The organism is Pseudopedobacter sp., assembly GCF_040392825.1.
In the GTDB taxonomy this organism is placed as follows: Bacteria; Bacteroidota; Bacteroidia; order Sphingobacteriales; family Sphingobacteriaceae; genus Pseudopedobacter.
The window spans coordinates 17,531-35,088 of sequence record NZ_JBEBVH010000005.1 but is presented as its reverse complement, the minus strand read 5'-3'; the positions used below and the strand labels follow the sequence as shown (position 1 = coordinate 35,088).

The window sequence follows — 17,558 nt, the reverse complement described above, 5'->3', positions numbered from 1 at the left end:
AACTCTTCTGTCTACACTACAGTTATTGTAGGCAGGAAATAAATGATAAAAATATTTTTTAGATTAGCATTTTTAAAAAGACACCTAACCTAAAAAATTATGTTCAGAAAACACATGAGCTACGGTGCATTGGCATGTATGTTAGCTTTGCATTTGGTATCTTGTAATAGCTCTTCCAATTCGGAAAAACAAAAAGAAGAAACTCACAATCCGGCGACGCAGACGATTCCGGAAGAAGCAAAAGGATTAATTGGTCGTTGGGACCTGACTGTCGATAACGAAGGCAAAGAAGCTCCGTCATGGCTGGAAGTAAAGCTTTCTGGCTTTAATACACTAGTAGGCTCGTTTGTAGGTAGTTCCGGCAGCAGTCGCCCGGTTTCACATATTAAATTGGATCAGGGAAAATTTTCTTTCGAAATTCCACCACAGTGGGAAGGTGGAGATGGGATGTTTACCATTCAGGGTGAATTGGCAGGAGAGACCATTAAAGGTACTATTACTTCCAATAAAGGCAATACATTCAATTTTACCGGAACCAAAGCACCTTATCTGGTAAGAACCGGAGATGCACAATGGGGAGAGCCGATAGAACTTTTTAATGGTAAAGACCTTTCAGGATGGAATACTTCTTCAGATAATAGCCAATGGGAGGTCATTGACGGTATCCTGACTAATAAAAAGACAGGTGCCAACCTGATTAGTGAGCAAAAGTTCGATGATTTTAAACTAATTGCCGAGTTTCGTTATGCCGAAGGTGGAAATTCTGGAATTTATTTAAGAGGACGTTATGAAGTACAGGTAGAAGATTCGCCTAAAGACAGACATCCGGGCTCTTTATATTTTGGTGGTGTCTATGGATTCTTAGCTCCCAGCGAAATCGTAACACTTGGCCCGAACGAGTGGAATAAATTTGAGATTACACTTCGCGGACGCATGGTAACTATTGTCGCAAACGGCAAAGAAATTATCTGCAATCAGGAAATCCCCGGCATAACAGGAGGGGCTCTGGACAGTAAAGAAGGAGAATCCGGACCAATCTATTTGCAAGGAGATCATTCCGCTGTGGAATTCAGAAAAATAACTATTATTCCAGCGAAATAGTACAAAGAAAGAGGTGAGTACACAATTACGAGATTCAAAAAGGGTACTCACCTCCTGAAATCCGCATAGTAGCGCAAGCATCCGCTTGTGCTTATAAAGATTAAAGGTACAAGCGGGGACGCTTGCACCAAACAAAATTTTACAGATTTACTTAATGAGAATGTCCTAAAAGTGCTGTCTTTGTCATAGAAATCAAAGTGACAACTTCGACTTTCCCCCCTCTATAGCAGTTCGTAATTAGGCAAAACTAACCCTGCCTATTTTTACTCAAAGTAATTTCTCTTGAATTTTCATCTGTTGTCTTAATCTCAATGGCAATATAGCTATCGGGCAACAGATCGGGTATTTTCTCTGGCCATTCGATCATACAATATTCTCCCGAATAAAAATAATCCTCATATCCTAAATCGAAAGCTTCTCCCTGATTTTTTATCCGGTAAAAATCAAAATGGTATATTTTACCATTCGCTTTTGTTTCATATTCGTTTACAATAGAGAAAGTGGGGCTAGAGGTATGATCTTCTGTCCCCAATAGATAGCATAACTTACTTATAAGAGTTGTTTTTCCGGCACCCATTTCGCCATAAAAAACAAAAATCCTTTCTTCCTCTGCGAAAGAAAGAACCTGTTTAGCAGCATTATCTAAGTCGTTTAAGCTTTTGGTACTTATTTGCATGATGCAAAAATAAGGCTCTATTTATTTTTATAAGTAACAAATGGGATAATCATTTCTTCCATAGAGATTCCACCATGCTGGAAAGTCTCGTTATAATAATTTACAAACTGATTGTAATTATTCTGGTAAACGAAATAGCTGTCTTCCTTGGCGAAGATAAAGCTTGAGCTCACATGCAATTTTGGAAGCATAATCTCGTGTGGATTTTTAATATGAAATACTTCTTTTGCCGTAAATGCCAGGTTTTTACCCTGTTTGTATCTTAAATTGGTATTTGTATTTCTATCGCCAATAACCTTACTTGGTTTTTTTACGCGAATAGTTCCGTGATCTGTTGTCAGCATAACTTTTACCCGTTTTTGTGACAGTTTTTTAATCAGATCTAACAACGGCGAATGCTCGAACCAGCTTAAAGTTATAGAACGGTATGCAGCATCGTCATTTGCCAACTCTTTAATCATCTGCATATCTGTTCTGGCATGGGAGAGCATGTCCACAAAATTGTATACAATAACGTTCAGCGAGTTTTCCATCAGGTTCGGCAGCATTTCGTTTAAATCCTTTCCTTGTTCCTGAGTTAAGATCTTATTATAAGAATACTTAATATCTTTTCTTAAAGTCCTCTTGATCTGATCTGCCAGAAATTCGTTTTCATAGAGATTCTTACCGCCCTCATCTTCATCATTTTGCCACATCGACGGATACCTTTTTTCCATATCTAAAGGCATTAAACCAGCGAAAATAGCATTTCTGGCATATTGTGTTGCCGTAGGAAGAATACTTAAATAAATATCTTCTTCTTCCATCCTGAAATATTCACTAATGATAGGGTTGATAATTTTCCATTGATCGTAACGGAGATTATCTATCAGGATAAAGAAAGTAGGAATGTTATCTGTTAAAGCAGGAAATACCTTCTTTTTAAATAACTGGTGAGAAAAAACAGGCGCATCATCCTGGTTATTTATCCATTTAACATAATTCTTTTCTATAAATTTAGAAAACTGGGCATTCGCTTCTGCTTTTTGTAAAGTCAGGATTTCATGCATGCCTTCATCTTCTAATTTCTCAAGTTTCAGTTCCCAGAAAATAAGCTTTTTATAAACGTCTACCCATTCCTTATAGTTGAGGTTATCGTTTAAGGTCATTCCCAGATTCCTGAAATCTTGCTGATAGGCCATAGAAGTTTTTTCGCTAACCAACCGCTTATTATCTATCAGCTTTTTTATAGTAGATAAAATCTGTTTGGGGTTTACAGGCTTTATCAAATAATCATCTATAGTTGCACCAATGGCATCCTCCATTAGATATTCTTCCTCACTTTTAGTAATCATCACCACTGGAATATCTGGATTTGAGCTTTTTATAGCTGTTAAAGTTTCCAATCCGGTAAGCCCCGGCATATTTTCATCTAAAAAGACTAAATCGAAATCCTTCGAGTTAAAAATATCTAAAGCATCGTTGCCATTTGTTGCCGTTTCTATATTGTATCCTTTTTCGTTCAAAAAGATAATGTGTGGTTTTAAAAGATCTATCTCATCATCGGCCCACAAAATGTTCGCTGCTTGCATATATTTAAAAAATTAAAATTCAAAAACATAGTATACTGACGGTATTTTAGGCAAAATAGTATAGGTATAATTTTTAATATCCCTAATAAAAATAGTGTCAGATTTTACCGCGTCAATAAATTTAACAAAATTTGTGCCTTATAAAGTCAAATGTATTTGAATAAGCATAAAATAATTAACGATCCGGTCTATGGTTTTATTAGTATCAAGACTCCATTAATTTTTGATTTAATAGAACACCCCTATTTTCAAAGACTTAGATACATCAAGCAAGTTGGGATGGCCCATCTCGTTTATCCGGGTGCATTGCATACCAGATTTCACCATGCATTGGGCGTTATGCATTTAATGCAACTGGCCATTGAACATCTGCAGTCCAAAGGACAGGACATTAATGCAGAAGAGGCAGAGGCCGCTTGTATAGCTATCTTACTACACGATATTGGCCATGGCCCATTCTCTCATGCACTGGAACATAGCCTGGTTAAGAGTATTTCTCATGAAAGGATAAGCAGACTTTTTATAGATAAATTAAATCGTGATCTTGGTGGGAGGTTAAACCTAGCCTTAGAAATTTTTAACAATCAGTATCCTAAGAAATTTTTCTTTCAGCTTATCTGCGGCCAGTTAGATCTGGACAGATTAGATTACTTAAATCGGGATAGTTTCTTTAGCGGTGTTACCGAAGGTACAGTTAGCTCTGACAGGATTATTAAGCTGTTAAATGTTAAAGACGGGAATCTGGTTGTAGAGGAGAAAGGCATTTATTCGGTAGAAAAATTCCTGATTGCCAGACGGCTGATGTACTGGCAGGTTTATCTTCATAAAACTGCTCTGGCGGGCGAACAGCTCTTAGTAAAAATCCTAAAAAGGGCCCGTGAGCTAGCCAGGAAAGGGTTAGAACTATTTGCCTCTCCGGCACTGAAACACTTTTTATACCATGATATACAAGGTGATGAATTTACTGTAGACAGCGAGCACCTGTCCTGTTTCGCACAACTGGACGATCATGATATTATGGGAGCTATTAAAGTTTGGCAGCAGCATGAAGACTTTGTGCTACGTACGCTTTGCACTTTTTTAATTACCAGAAGGCTGTATAAAGTAGAGCTTAGTAATGAAGAGCCTGACTCGGCAAAAATAAATGAGCTAAAGGAAAAAATTATAGCTGCTTTTAATATTACAGAGGAAGAAGCGTCATATTTTATATTTACCGATTCTGTAAATAACCGGGCATACAATAATACGGGCAGCGGAAGCATTAATATATTACGCAAGAATGGTGAGATAGAAGATATTACAAGAGTTTCAGATACGTCCAGCCTGGAAGCGCTGTCTATTGTCGTAACAAAATATTTCCTGTGCTATACTAAAATATAGACCTTAATTGCTATTTTGACTTAAACAATTTGTTCGTTTAATATTATCATTTAATTTTGCCAGATGCAGTTTACCGCAAAAGAGGTTTGTACACTACTTAATGGAACCCTGGAAGGGAGTCCGGATGTGATTGTTAATAAATTAGCTAAAATAGAAGAAGCAGAAGAAGGTTGCCTTGCTTTTTTAGCTAATCCTAAATATGAGTCTTTTCTATATACTACCAGAGCATCTGTAGTGATAGTAAATGAAGATTTAGAGGTTAATGAGCCTGTGCATCCTACCATCATAAGAGTCCCTAGCGCATATTCTAGTTTCTCGGTATTGCTGGAGATGTACAATACTATTAAACTCAATAAATCGGGTATAGAACAGCCTTCTTTTATACATCCCGAGGCCAGCATTGGTAAAAATGTGTATATCGGGGCCTTTGCTTATATCGGGGCGGGAGCTTCTATAGCCGATAATTCAAAAATATATCCGCATGTTTATGTAGGAGATCATGCGCATGTAGGCACAAACTCTACCTTATTTTCGGGGGTAAAGATATATCATGACTGTGTAGTGGGTAACGATGTCGTTATCCATGCTAATGCCGTAATAGGCAGCGACGGTTTTGGTTTTGCCCCCCAGGCAGATGGTTCTTATAACAAGATCAGCCAGATTGGCAATGTTGTGATAGAAGATAATGTAGAAGTTGGTGCAAACACCTGCATAGATAGAGCGACTATGGGATCTACCCTGATTAAAAAAGGTGTTAAGCTAGATAATTTGATTCAAATAGCCCATAATGCAGAAATAGGTTCTAATACTGTTGTAGCTTCACAAACTGGAATATCCGGAAGCACAAAAATTGGTGAGAATTGTATAATTGGTGGCCAGGTTGGTATTGTTGGACATATTTCAGTAGCCAAAGGTTCGCAAGTACAAGCGCAATCCGGCATTAATAAGGGGATTACAGAAGAGGGAAAAAAATGGGCTGGATCGCCAGCAGTAAGCTATCAAAATAATATGAGATCTCAGGTTGTTATTCAAAGGCTGCCAGAACTGGAAAGAAAGATCGAAGAATTACAAAGAGCTTTGCAGGCGCTCAAATAAAATAAAACTTATGAATCCAAAACAGAGAACGATTAAATCGGAAGTTAGTTTTTCGGGGGTTGGCTTACATACAGGAGCAAATGTAACCTTAACTTTTAAACCGGCACCGGAAAATCACGGTTATAAATTCCAGCGAATTGATTTACCGGGACAACCGATTATTGAAGCCGATGTAGACAACGTTACAGACACCGCAAGAAGTACAACCATATCGCAGAACGGGGCAAGTGTAAGCACTACAGAACACGTATTGGCAGCTTTAGTTGGCTGTGAAGTAGACAATGTACTGATAGAATTGAATGGTATTGAGGTACCTATCTTAGACGGGAGTGCCATAGAATTTGTTAAAGGCATAGAGTCTGCAGGATACAAAGAGCAAAATGCAGAAAGGGAATATTACTACATCCCACATAATATCAGCTACTCCGAGGAAGACAGAAATGTAGAGATGATGGCCATGCCTTATCAGGACGATTACCGCTTTACCTGTATGGTAGATTATAATTCTCCTGTTCTTGGTAGCCAACATGCTACCATTACTTCTATTGGAGATTTTAAAACAGAAATTGCTTCTTGCAGAACTTTCGTTTTTCTTCATGAACTGGAAATGCTTTTAAAGCATAACCTGATAAAGGGAGGAGACATTAATAACGCTATCGTTATTGTAGACCACGAATTGGCACCTGAAGAACTTTCTGATCTGGCAAAGGCTTTCAACAGAGAAGAAATTAAAGTTGCCAAAGAGGGCGTTTTAAACAATATCCAATTACGTCATCAAAACGAACCTGCCCGTCATAAACTATTGGATATGATTGGTGACCTGGCTTTAATTGGTGTACCACTAAAAGGCCATATTATGGCTGCAAGGCCGGGACATGCGGCAAACGTTGCCTTTGCTAAGAAGATTAAGGCAATGATAAAAAAAGACCGTAAAAAGAAATCTGTAAATGTTTATGACCCGGCAACAAAACCTGTGCTGGATATTAAACAGATTATGAATATTTTACCGCACAGACAACCGTTCCTGTTCATCGATAAAATTATCGAACTGACCAAAAACTATGTTGTTGGCGTGAAGAACGTAACCATGAACGAGGAATTCTTTAAAGGACATTTTCCCGGTGCTCCTGTTTTTCCTGGTGTTATCCAGATTGAGGCTATGGCACAAACTGGCGGCATTCTGGTTTTAAGTACTGTTCCTGATCCGGAAAATTATCTGACTTATTTTCTTAAGATAGACAAAGTCCGCTTTAGAGCACAGGTGAACCCAGGAGATACTATCGTTTTCAGATGTGACCTGATGGAACCCATAAGGAGAGGTATTGCACAAATGAAAGGTGTGGGAATGGTTGGTGAAACCGTTGTGGTAGAAGCCGAAATGATGGCACAAATAACAAAAGTTAAAGAAAACTAAATCACTAAAAATGATACAACCACTCGCATATATACATCCACAGGCAAAAATTGCAGACAGTGTTGTTATTGATCCTTTTGCTGTTATCCATAAAGATGTGGAAATTGGCGAAGGTACCTGGATTGGCTCTAATGTAACCATTATGGATGGTGCCAGAATTGGGAAAAACTGTCGTATTTTCCCGGGGGCTGTAATCTCTGGTGTTCCACAGGACCTGAAGTTTGAAGGCGAGGAAACCACGGCAGAGATTGGCGATAACACAACTATCCGTGAATTTGTAACAGTCAATCGCGGAACTAAGGATAGATATAAAACTATTATCGGGAAAAACTGCCTTATACAAGCATATTCACATATTGCGCATGATTGTATGGTGGGCGATCATTGTATTTTTAGTAATAGCACAACACTTGCCGGCCACGTTACTGTTGGAGACTATGTAGTTTTAGCAGGACTGGTTGCCATCCATCAGTTTGTTAAAGTTGGTTCACATGCATTTGTAACAGGCGGATCACTGGTACGTAAAGATGTTCCTCCTTATATTAAAGCTGCCCGCGAACCGCTATCTTACACGGGTATTAACTCTGTTGGATTACGCAGAAGAGGCTATTCTTCTGAGCAAATTAATGAGATACAAGATATTTACAGAATTCTGTTTGTAAAGAACAATAATGTCACCAAAGCATTAGACATTATTGAAGCCGAATTTAACCCTACTGAAGAACGCGACGAAATTCTTAATTTCATCAGAAATTCTAACAGAGGTGTCCTTAAAGGTTTCGGACAATCTTAATATTTGATGGAAATTATCCTGGAGAACGTTGGCAGAAGATTTAACAGAGAGTGGATATTTAAGAATATTAATTATACATTCTGCTCTGGTAAGTCTTATGCCATTCTGGGAATTAATGGTTCCGGCAAATCTACCTTACTTCAAATCCTCTGCGGTTCGCTTTCCCCTTCGCAGGGCAAAATAGCTTATCAGCAAAACAAAAAAGCTATTGATACAGAACACATTTTCCAGCAAGTAAGCATTGCTGCACCATACCTGGAACTGATTGAAGATTTTACCTTATCTGAAGCCATACATTTTCATTTTCAGTTTAAAAAGCCTCTGGATAAAATCTCTTCCAAAGAGATCATCCATTTATTAGGAATGGAGAGCAGTAAAAACAAGCAGGTGAAATACTTTTCTTCGGGAATGAAGCAGAGACTAAAACTTGTTCTGGCGTTTTTATCAGACACTCCTTTACTTTTCCTGGACGAACCGTGTTCCAACCTGGATAACCAGGGCATAACATGGTATCATCAATTGGTTAGTACCTATTCTAAAGATAGATTGGTTATCGTATGTTCTAATCAGGAAGTTGAATATGACTTTTGCGAAAATCAGCTAAAAATAGCGGACTATAAATAAGATCTTCAGTATATTTTTACGTCTAAACTTTAAGGGGCTGTTTTGTCTTTTGGCAACAAAACGCTATATTTGCGCTCCCAAATATAAATTATATTTATGGCTAAGGCATCGGAAATAAAAAATGGTAACGTATTAAGGTTCAACGGAGAATTGGTTTCTGTAGAAGAATTTATTCATCGTACACCAGGTAACCTTAGAGCTTTCTACCAGGCTAGAATGAGAAACGTAAAAACCGGAAAATTGGTTGAATATCGTTTCAGAACAGACGAAGAGGTAGAAATCTGTCGCGTTGAAACTAACGATTATCAATATTTATATGATGATGGTGATTTCTTCGTGGTGATGGACAACACAACTTTCGAACAATACAACATCCCAAAACATCTTTTTGGTTCATCTGCCCGTTTCTTAAAGGAAGGTATGAATGTAATTGTTGCTTTTGAAAGTGAAGAACCTATTATGGCACAAGCACCTCATTCTGTTGAATTGGAAGTGACTTACACCGAGCCTGCAGTAAAAGGCGATACATCTACAAACGCGACCAAAAGTGCAACTGTAGAAACCGGAGTTGAAGTTAAAGTTCCTTTGTTTATTAACCAGGGAGACAAAATAAAAGTTGACACCTCTAATGGCGCTTACATTGAGAGAGTTAAAAACTAAGTTTTTTCATATTTAAGTTTTAGGTTTAGGTTGATAACGGCTTTACGCTTAATAGCGAAAGCCGTTTTTTTATGTTTAAATTCGGTCTTTACTCAAAGCTTTTAGATTCTATATGATTTTCTGAAAACCATTCTTTTTGAACTTTTACTTTTGACTTTATACTTTGTATAATAACTTAGTCTTTCTAAAACTTAAAGGTGAAGAAGACATTACGTAAAGATTTCCTGCTAAAACGCGAAGCGCTACCCAAAAGTGAATTCTGGAGAATGAACAATAATATTGTGGAGCAGCTGGCTAAAATAGAATGGAATAAATATACTTTTGTACACCTATTTTTGCCTATCAGAGAAAGGAAAGAAGTAGATACTTTCGAAATTATCTCTTTTTTTAAAGAACATTATCCCGAGATAAATCTGGTTATTCCCAGAACAGATTTTATGCAAAAAAGGATGGAAAATGTGCTTTTCGATCATGAGCGAACTATTCTGCAAAAGAATAGATTTCATATTCCAGAGCCCGTTTTTGGAGAAATTATACCAGTCGAAAAAATAGATGCTGTTTTTATACCGCTTTTGGCTTTCGACTTAGAGGGGAATAGAATTGGTTATGGAGGGGGTTTTTACGATCGCTTTTTAGTTACCTGCCGAAAGGATGTTTTTAAAGTGGGCTTATCGTTGTTTGATCCTCTTCCTGATCTTATTGAAAAAGAGCCTTTTGACGTTAATTTAGATGCATGTATTACACCTCATCAAATATTTTATTTTAAATCTTGAGCTATAAAGCACTGTGTTAACGAACACATCTATATTAACAAAAAAATAACTTTATTTTTTTGATTTTATTACTTGCAATATTTATAAATAGTTGTAACTTTAATATTGAAACTAACCAATTATGAATTATAAAAAGCCCCTGAGTTCAAATTCAGGGACTTTTTAAGATATATTTCATAAAAAATCAAAATCCGAATAACTTCTGTAAAATGTTAAAAAGTGTTAAGGTTCTTTAAGGACTGAGGATTTCCCTTTATATTTGTGTCAGGTTTATAATTGGTTAGTAAAAGGCCTTCATCCTCCCCGTTTGAAGGCTTTTTCATTTTTTAAAAATAAGCTCTCACCTGAACTCCCCCTGTATGAATTGTTTTTATGTTCTCGGACTTTCTTCCTTCGTAGTTAAAATTAAGTTGTATTCCATTTGATATTACCCTTTGAAAGCCCGCCTGCCAGGTCATATTATTTCCAGGCTGCAAACCATCTAAGAGCTCATAAGCTATAGGCGTATTACTTTCACCTGAAAAATCATTACTAATGAAATTGATCTGGGAAACTAAAGTTCCCTTCTTTAAAATATTATAACGTATTTCTGAACCTAGTCTTAGATTTTTTACTTCTTCTCCTCCAAACATCTCAGCATTTGACTGGCGCTTGAACGCGCCATTAAAAGTCAATTTGAAATCGGTAGAAAACTGATAGCCAAACTCGGGCTTAAATTCCTGATAGCTTACTTCATAGTTTTTATCTGTGAACATCTCTGAGTGATAGTTTTTAGCACCATTTTTAAGTTCTATCAGAAAATTACTCTTTCTAACGAAGTTCCATCTAAAGCGAATACCCTGTTCATTCAAATCCCTGCTCTCAAAACCTCCTGTCAGTAAAGATTTCGAGCCGTTATTCTGAAGGTTGAAATCTATTCCCCAGTTAGGATTCATCCTGTTAAAGAAAATGGAGTTACGCAAAAAGGAATTTAACGAAACCAGACTTGCTGCATCAATTCCCGTCTGGTATGGATTCAGGACAAGTCCACCTTCTGCAGCCAGAACTTTTTTATCAATACGCAGGACAGATAGGGTAGAAAACTTCGAGACGAAAGCAGCAAACCCTTTATTCTGCTTAATCAAAGCCGATGGTGTTAGTTTCAATGTTTGATTGATATTACTAAAATTCGAACGAATAAATTCATTTGTAGACCTGAAAATACGAATGTACCTGGCTTCGTCTACAAATCTGGCTATTTCAAACTCATTGAGTTCTTTTATTCCGTTACCGTTATAATCATTCCACGCATAAGTTCCCTGTCCGGCCGCAACCTCTAAATAAATGTATTCCCTCTTAGGTTCCTGCCCGGTTCCCAATTCATAAAATGTATTCAGGTTTAAAAAGCCTTTCCATGTGTTCAAGTTATAGTCTATCCGGGAAAGCAATGTTTCCTCATTTGCATTATCACTGCCCGCCTGTAAATAATCAATTGTCCGATAGGTTGTAATAATAGAAAATGGCGATTTGCCCTGCTTGTTCAATTCCAATTTAGCACTGTAGGTTTTGGCCCTGGTAAAATCTTCCAGCTGATTTTGATAAGGCGACTTGTCCAATCTTGTAATATAATTAAACTGGAAAGCTGTATTGCTATTGGAAGAATTGGATCGTAAGAAATAATCAAATTGTTTGAAAGAGAAAGACTGGAGATTGAGCTCGTTTATTTGGGTATTGAGCGTTTTATTGATCTCCTGTTGAAAATTTGTTCCTACCTCAAATGGTCTAAACCGCTTAGTGAAAACAATGTCCTGTTTCAAAAAATCTCCTGATAAAGAGTCGGCCGCAGATTGCAACAAGCTACCATTATATTTAATTCCAAAGCCTTTATACTGGTATTTCGCATCAATCATTTGCTGCATTCCTTTATAATCTTCTGTTCTCAGGAAAGAGCTTATTCTATAGGTTATTTGTTTAATATCGGTTTTAAAAAGCTGTAAAGACAAAGCGGTCCAATGCTCGTCACTTTCTTGTAATTGTAAGCCGTTGATATTAAAATCTCTATCAAATTCAACCGGTCTAAAACGTTCGATAGGTTTAAATTTAGCGTCAGCAAATTCGTAGCTTATCTGTGTATTTAACTTCAGACCCAACGAATCTAAATCAGATAATTTATACTGTTGGGTATAAACCATCTTGTAACCAAGGCCTTGATTTTGATTATTTCCAATGGTTGAATAAAGATTAACATCGTTATTGCTTATTCCCAATTCTGTAAAAAGCTTAGCCCTCCGGGCAATTTTATATTCTGCATTTAGAGTTGCCAACTGTTGTTTTTTAGGTGTCACAAGTAAACTCAAAGGTTCATAATCTCCTTGTTTTTGTCCGGACAAAGGAGCTACGAACTTATAAACCCTACCATTTGCTACCCCGTTTACATCTAAAACATAATTGCCATTATTTCTGCCTACATAAGAAAAACCAACCCTATATTTGGCCTCTGCGGGATCTACAGAATAAACGTAAACAGACATTCCCAAACTATCTACTTTTTTGTAAAGAATTTCATTTTCGTTAAAGGTGACAGAATCGATATTGGGAAATAAAGCCTGATCTATATTATTTCCAATTCCTTTGAGAAAATCTTGCTGTTCGGTTGAAAGATTCTGCAAAATAGGTCTGTTCGGATTGTCTTGCTCTGAATAAAAATTGAAACCAATTTTTAGCTTTTCTGTCTTGAAATCCTGATTGACGAAATAAAGACTTCTTCCATAAATTTTATCGGAATATTCAAATTCAACAGAGATTCTTGAATTTCTGGTAATTAATCTTTTGGTAGTAAAGGTAATTTCCGAAGTGTTGTAATCCATAACATAATCATTATCCTGTCCTCTTACCAGTAATTCCCCGTCGATAAAAACGCGCTCGGTTCCCGATAGAACAATAATATACTGCTCTCCATTGTTGCCACTTAAACGATATGGTCCCTGATTTCCTTCTTCTCCTAAAAACTGATTTCTTGCCGATCGCCCCTTTGATACCGCAGCAGCAAGCTGAGTGTTATAAGTAAAACCGGATTTATCTTTAATAGAGTTAGCAATATAAGCTCCCTGAGTTCTTTTAAAATAATTCATGAAATAGCTATCTGGCCGTTGCAACTCATAATCTCCGGCTATTAGCTTCGAGTTATTACGCTTTAGCTGGATAAAAACTTTATCAAAATCGTTAATCTGCTGCGTATTTCCATCTGGCTGAATGGGGATATTATCGTCTGAAATTACCGCTGAGATTTCTATATCCTGACCAATCTTTCCTGAAAATTGCAGAGCCATATTGGAATTGACAGATAAATCCTGATTATTACCAAAACCTATACTTCTGGATATAGAACCGCTTTTGTCTATTCCCTGGAAATTGAATAAGGTGTTTTCCTGAGTAGGAGGCTGGTATACCAAACTTTTGCCCATAGCCTCAAGCCCAATAATGGAATTATCTTTATGAAATACTTTTTGTGTTAACAAAAGAGGGAACACTCTGTATGAAAATTTTACGGAGTCTGCATCCGGTTTGCTGGACCAGGTTAATAATGCATTCGCAAAATCGATATGATAAAAGCTGGAGTCCAGTAATTCATCGTTAACGTAGACCTTAAAAGTTTGCGGAAGAATGCTTAGCGAGTCTATGACGATAGAATCTCTAACAGCCACAACTTTGGTGTTGTACTTACTTTTGATCTGCGCATTTGCCGAGACCAAAACCAGCATGAAAATTATACACCAAAAAAACTTCTTTTTCATTAATTAGCTACCGGCAACGAGATATGAAATGTTGTGCCCTCGTTAAACTCAGTAGTAAAATATATATTTCCGCCGATATTCACTATAGCTTGTTTCACAAATGCGAGTCCCAGGCCTGTCCCCGAACTCTTTGTGGTAAAATTAGGTGTAAATATCTTTGCTTTCAAATCATCTGGTATTCCGGTTCCGTTGTCTTCAAAATCTATTTCAACAAATGAGTCATTTACATCGCAATGAATAGTCACTATTCCTTCCTTATCTTCCGGCATCGCTTCTATTGCATTTTTTAGTAGATTATTAAAAGATCTTAACAATTGATCTTTGTCTGCCTTAATGAAAACTCCTTTAATCTTTTCTTCGTTACAGAATATCTGGATATGGTCCATTTGTTTATAAACCTGTATTGCCTGGTTAAGTACTTCAACCAGTTCAATTTTTTCCATTTTTAAGTCAGGCATCTTTGCGAAACTCGAAAATTCGGATGCAATTCTACTCAGACTGTCTATCTGTTCAATAAAAGATTTGCTAAACTTCTGAAATTTTAAGTCGAAGTTTGGATCTTGTTCTTTCCAGGCTCTTTCCAGCATTTGAATGCCCAACCTCAATGGAGTTAAAGGGTTCTTAATCTCGTGTGCAACCTGCTTTGCCATTTCTCTCCAAGCTGTCTCCCTTTCCGATCTGGCCAGTTTATTTGCACTTTCCTCGAGTGCCAAAAGCATTTTGTTGTACTCACTTATCAGGTTTCCGATTTCATCATTCCGAGGCCAGTAAATAGGTTTATTCTTCTTACCTATTTTCATTTTGGACATATTTTCCTGTATCAGCGTAAGCGGACTGGTTATCTGGTTGGCTACAACAAAGGCAAAGAAACCTATGGCAACAAAAACCAAAACATAAATGTTGATTAAGAGATTGAGGAAACTACTGATCTTCTGGTTGAATTCGTTGTCATTAGAAAAATAAGGCAATTGCAGATATCCAATTACATTATTAAACGAATTGAAGATAGGTATGTAAGCCGACACATAAAATAAGTTTCCGATATTTTCTTCTTGTAAGAACTCAGATTTTTGCCTCATACTCATATTGATGAGTGCTACCGGATTCATACGATTGGTAATTATACCCAAATCATAAATTTTGGGTTGGGTAGAAGATATTACAATACCGTTCGCGTCATACAGATTTAAATCGGTATTATACATCTTGGAAAGTTCTTTAAAACTTTCTGTATCTGTATAAGTATCTAAGGCATGAATATGTTTTTCGTTTATCCTGGTTTCAAATGCTTTCGCAATAGACCTCACCCGTTCTCTAATTACGGCTTCCTGTTGTTCTTTATATTGTATAGATATATATGAAAATGTAATTAAGCCTACAATAATAAGCGATGTTACTACTGCTAAAACCAGAGCGATTTGTATACGCGTTTTATAAAGCATTTTATTGCTGGTTAATTGCAGGCGAAGCTTAAAATTGCTAATGCTAAACTTATAAGAAGAAATCAGATTCCAGCTCCATTTATAAGAAAGCACCAATAATCCGAATATTAAAATAATAATAAAGAAAAAAGATAGTGTTGCCAGCTCTTTCCAAAATGTATCTATCTCTTTACTTACTATTATAATCTTACTTAAACTTGGTTGATATACCAAGTGGCTAAATCCGTCTTTTTTAAATGCAGAAAATTCCGTGGAGCGAGGCTTTTCGTATATCAGACTATATACATATGTTCCAGATTGGTAAACTAGCTTATTATTCCTATAAAATGCATAGGAGTACCCTTCGTAATCCTGATCGGAAAATAGCCTGCCGTCTTGTAACAGGAGAGGGAAGTTTCCTAAGTTTTTACCTTGTTTGTACTTAAGCTCTACAACCAGATATCCCAGACTTCTGAAAGTATCTTTTATAGGTATAATTGCAAAATAGTTTTGCGTTCCGAAAGTATTAGATACTCTATAAAAATTCCCGGTGACTTTTAAGGAGCCATTTTCAACGAGATTTCTATAGTTTCCGAGCTGTTCTTTTATATTTTCGTCAAAACTCTCTCCGTTTGCATCAAAGGGTAAGATCTTAATTTCAAAACTTCTTAGCTCACCCCTTAAATACTCGTCCAGAAAATACCTGCGCAATTCTTTTGCATTCTTGTTCTGAACGAAGAAATTCTTCAGAAGAAGATCATTGCCAATATTCCTTTCTATTTTTTTGAATAGAAAGAGGTTTTTAGAGTCATCGGCAGACTCTAACTTAAAAGCCAATAGTTTCCTATATTCCCTTTCCTTATCTCTCTTATAAGTGTTTAGCTTCAAAGCCACGATAGTAGAAAAAATAAGTGTTATAAGTACCAGTGCCGGAAATATAATAACTCCTTTATATTGATATACGGTTAAAGCTACTATCATTACGAAAATGAAAAGTAAAAGCGAGTATACACTAAACCCTTCTACCGATACCTGCCATATATTCAGTATAATGAGGAACAAGAAAGAAAAAAGCAGTTTTTTCCTAATCGAAATATTAATGTAAACTGTAAGTCCTACCAAAAACTCTACGATAAGATAAAACAGCAATAGGGCCATTAACAGTACCAAAATCCAGATAGTATTCCATATATCCAGATTAATAAGGTTTGCAACTTTAAAGTTTATTACTGAATTGTATACCAGCCCCCAGAAAATAGAAGACAGCTGATAAGCAATGTACGTAATAAGCAATGCAGAGATAATTAAAACCGCATATCCTATAGCTTTATTTTTTATTGGCCTATAAATTTCATGCTTATAGCTATAAATAAAAATGATACACCAAAGGGCTACAAAAAAATTAAGTACTAAATCGCCAAGGGAAGGGGCTAAATTGCTTGATGCATAAATTAGAGGACTAAATAATTTAAGACTTTCCAATGCTTCTGGAAATCCATAATGTAAACAGCAGTATCTGATGGTCGCAAAAATAGCCATTAAAGCCAAAGATGCTTTTAATGGATGTCCCTCATCCGCATAATATTTACATAAACTGTTTACAAGTACGCTAAGAGTTAGAAAACCTAAAAGCCAGAAAAAAATCTCTACATCTGAGTTGGGACGCTCGTTTACTTCATCTGTTTTCTTTATAGAGAATAGGTATTTCCCATCCTGAGTGATTACATTCGCTGTATGGTTATCAGAGACATCGGCAATATCTATGCTCTTGTCACCAATAACATCGTCACCGGATGTTTTATTTAGGAATTGATTATGAAAAGGATAATTTGCCTTAACAAGCACATAAAAGACGACAGAAAAAGAATTATCTCCTTTTTTAACGACCTGATACCAGCCATTTTTATACCCAATAAACCCTGTTCCCTCTTTAAGGTTACCCGCATATTTGTCGCTAATACGGGTGTCTGACCAGAAAGTTAGTTCGTTGTTTTTAAAAATCTGGAAGTAAATCTTCCTGGATGCAAAATAATTGATTGTTTTTAATGCAAGATCTGCATCTATATTTAATGTTTTTAATTTATCAAAATTTGTCCGGTTATTGACATAATCGTAAATAATACGTTCCTTTTTATTTAAATCATCGGTTATCTTCTCGGCAAACTGTTCTAGTTTTAATGAACGTGTAGAGGCCCATCTGGCTGTTAAAGCTGTGGCAAAAAGTCCTATCGTAACTAAAAGTAAAAGCCAACGTATTTTGGTGGTTGTTTTCAATTA

General features: G+C 36.5%; 12 protein-coding genes. 8 read left to right on the top strand and 4 right to left on the bottom strand.

The features are described 5' to 3' along the window. Positions 1–99: 99 nt before the first annotated feature. Positions 100–1,101 (top strand): 3-keto-disaccharide hydrolase, encoded by a 1,002-nt coding sequence (locus tag ABWO41_RS00985; RefSeq protein ID WP_353132151.1) that lies wholly within the window; start codon positions 100–102, stop codon positions 1,099–1,101. A gap of 247 nt (positions 1,102–1,348) precedes the next feature. Here the strand turns inward: ABWO41_RS00985 and tsaE are convergent, their stop codons facing one another. Further along, positions 1,349–1,777, bottom strand: coding sequence for a tRNA (adenosine(37)-N6)-threonylcarbamoyltransferase complex ATPase subunit type 1 TsaE (gene tsaE, locus ABWO41_RS00980; RefSeq protein ID WP_353132149.1), 429 nt, complete (start codon positions 1,775–1,777; stop codon positions 1,349–1,351). A 17-nt stretch (positions 1,778–1,794) separates the two neighbouring features. After that, entirely contained in the window at positions 1,795–3,348 is a 1,554-nt protein-coding gene (gene porX / locus ABWO41_RS00975; RefSeq protein WP_353132147.1) for a T9SS response regulator signal transducer PorX, read from the bottom strand. Positions 3,349–3,498: 150 nt separating this feature from the next. Between porX and ABWO41_RS00970 the strand changes: the two genes are divergently transcribed. The 7 genes from ABWO41_RS00970 (at position 3,499) to ABWO41_RS00940 (ending at position 10,087) form a co-directional block, all read left to right on the top strand. Then, entirely contained in the window at positions 3,499–4,728 is a 1,230-nt protein-coding gene (locus ABWO41_RS00970; RefSeq protein WP_502945621.1) for an HD domain-containing protein, read from the top strand. Between the two features lie 63 nt (positions 4,729–4,791). After that, positions 4,792–5,823, top strand: coding sequence for a UDP-3-O-(3-hydroxymyristoyl)glucosamine N-acyltransferase (gene lpxD, locus ABWO41_RS00965; RefSeq protein WP_353132143.1), 1,032 nt, complete (start codon positions 4,792–4,794; stop codon positions 5,821–5,823). A 10-nt stretch (positions 5,824–5,833) separates the two neighbouring features. Continuing rightward, a complete protein-coding gene (locus ABWO41_RS00960) occupies positions 5,834–7,237 on the top strand; it encodes a bifunctional UDP-3-O-[3-hydroxymyristoyl] N-acetylglucosamine deacetylase/3-hydroxyacyl-ACP dehydratase (RefSeq protein WP_353132141.1) in 1,404 nt (467 codons plus the stop codon). A 10-nt stretch (positions 7,238–7,247) separates the two neighbouring features. Further along, complete coding sequence (gene lpxA / locus ABWO41_RS00955) at positions 7,248–8,030, top strand: acyl-ACP--UDP-N-acetylglucosamine O-acyltransferase (protein WP_353132139.1); 783 nt, start codon at positions 7,248–7,250, stop codon at positions 8,028–8,030. A 6-nt stretch (positions 8,031–8,036) separates the two neighbouring features. Beyond that, positions 8,037–8,654 (top strand): ABC transporter ATP-binding protein, encoded by a 618-nt coding sequence (locus tag ABWO41_RS00950; RefSeq protein WP_353132137.1) that lies wholly within the window; start codon positions 8,037–8,039, stop codon positions 8,652–8,654. A 96-nt stretch (positions 8,655–8,750) separates the two neighbouring features. Beyond that, the gene (gene efp, locus ABWO41_RS00945; protein WP_353132135.1) at positions 8,751–9,314 is read left to right on the top strand and encodes an elongation factor P; all 564 of its coding nucleotides are present in this window, start codon (positions 8,751–8,753) and stop codon (positions 9,312–9,314) included. A gap of 197 nt (positions 9,315–9,511) precedes the next feature. Next, on the top strand, positions 9,512–10,087 hold the full coding sequence (locus ABWO41_RS00940) for a 5-formyltetrahydrofolate cyclo-ligase (RefSeq protein ID WP_353132133.1): 576 nt from the start codon (positions 9,512–9,514) through the stop codon (positions 10,085–10,087). A gap of 326 nt (positions 10,088–10,413) precedes the next feature. On the opposite strand, the gene ABWO41_RS00935 is transcribed toward ABWO41_RS00940, so the two are convergent. Both ABWO41_RS00935 and ABWO41_RS00930 read right to left on the bottom strand, forming a co-directional pair. After that, the gene (locus ABWO41_RS00935; protein ID WP_353132131.1) at positions 10,414–13,860 is read right to left on the bottom strand and encodes a DUF8818 domain-containing protein; all 3,447 of its coding nucleotides are present in this window, start codon (positions 13,858–13,860) and stop codon (positions 10,414–10,416) included. After that, positions 13,860–17,555, bottom strand: coding sequence for a sensor histidine kinase (locus ABWO41_RS00930; protein ID WP_353132129.1), 3,696 nt, complete (start codon positions 17,553–17,555; stop codon positions 13,860–13,862). The genes ABWO41_RS00935 and ABWO41_RS00930 overlap by 1 nt, the downstream gene beginning before the upstream one ends. Between the last annotated feature and the right edge of the window lie 3 nt (positions 17,556–17,558).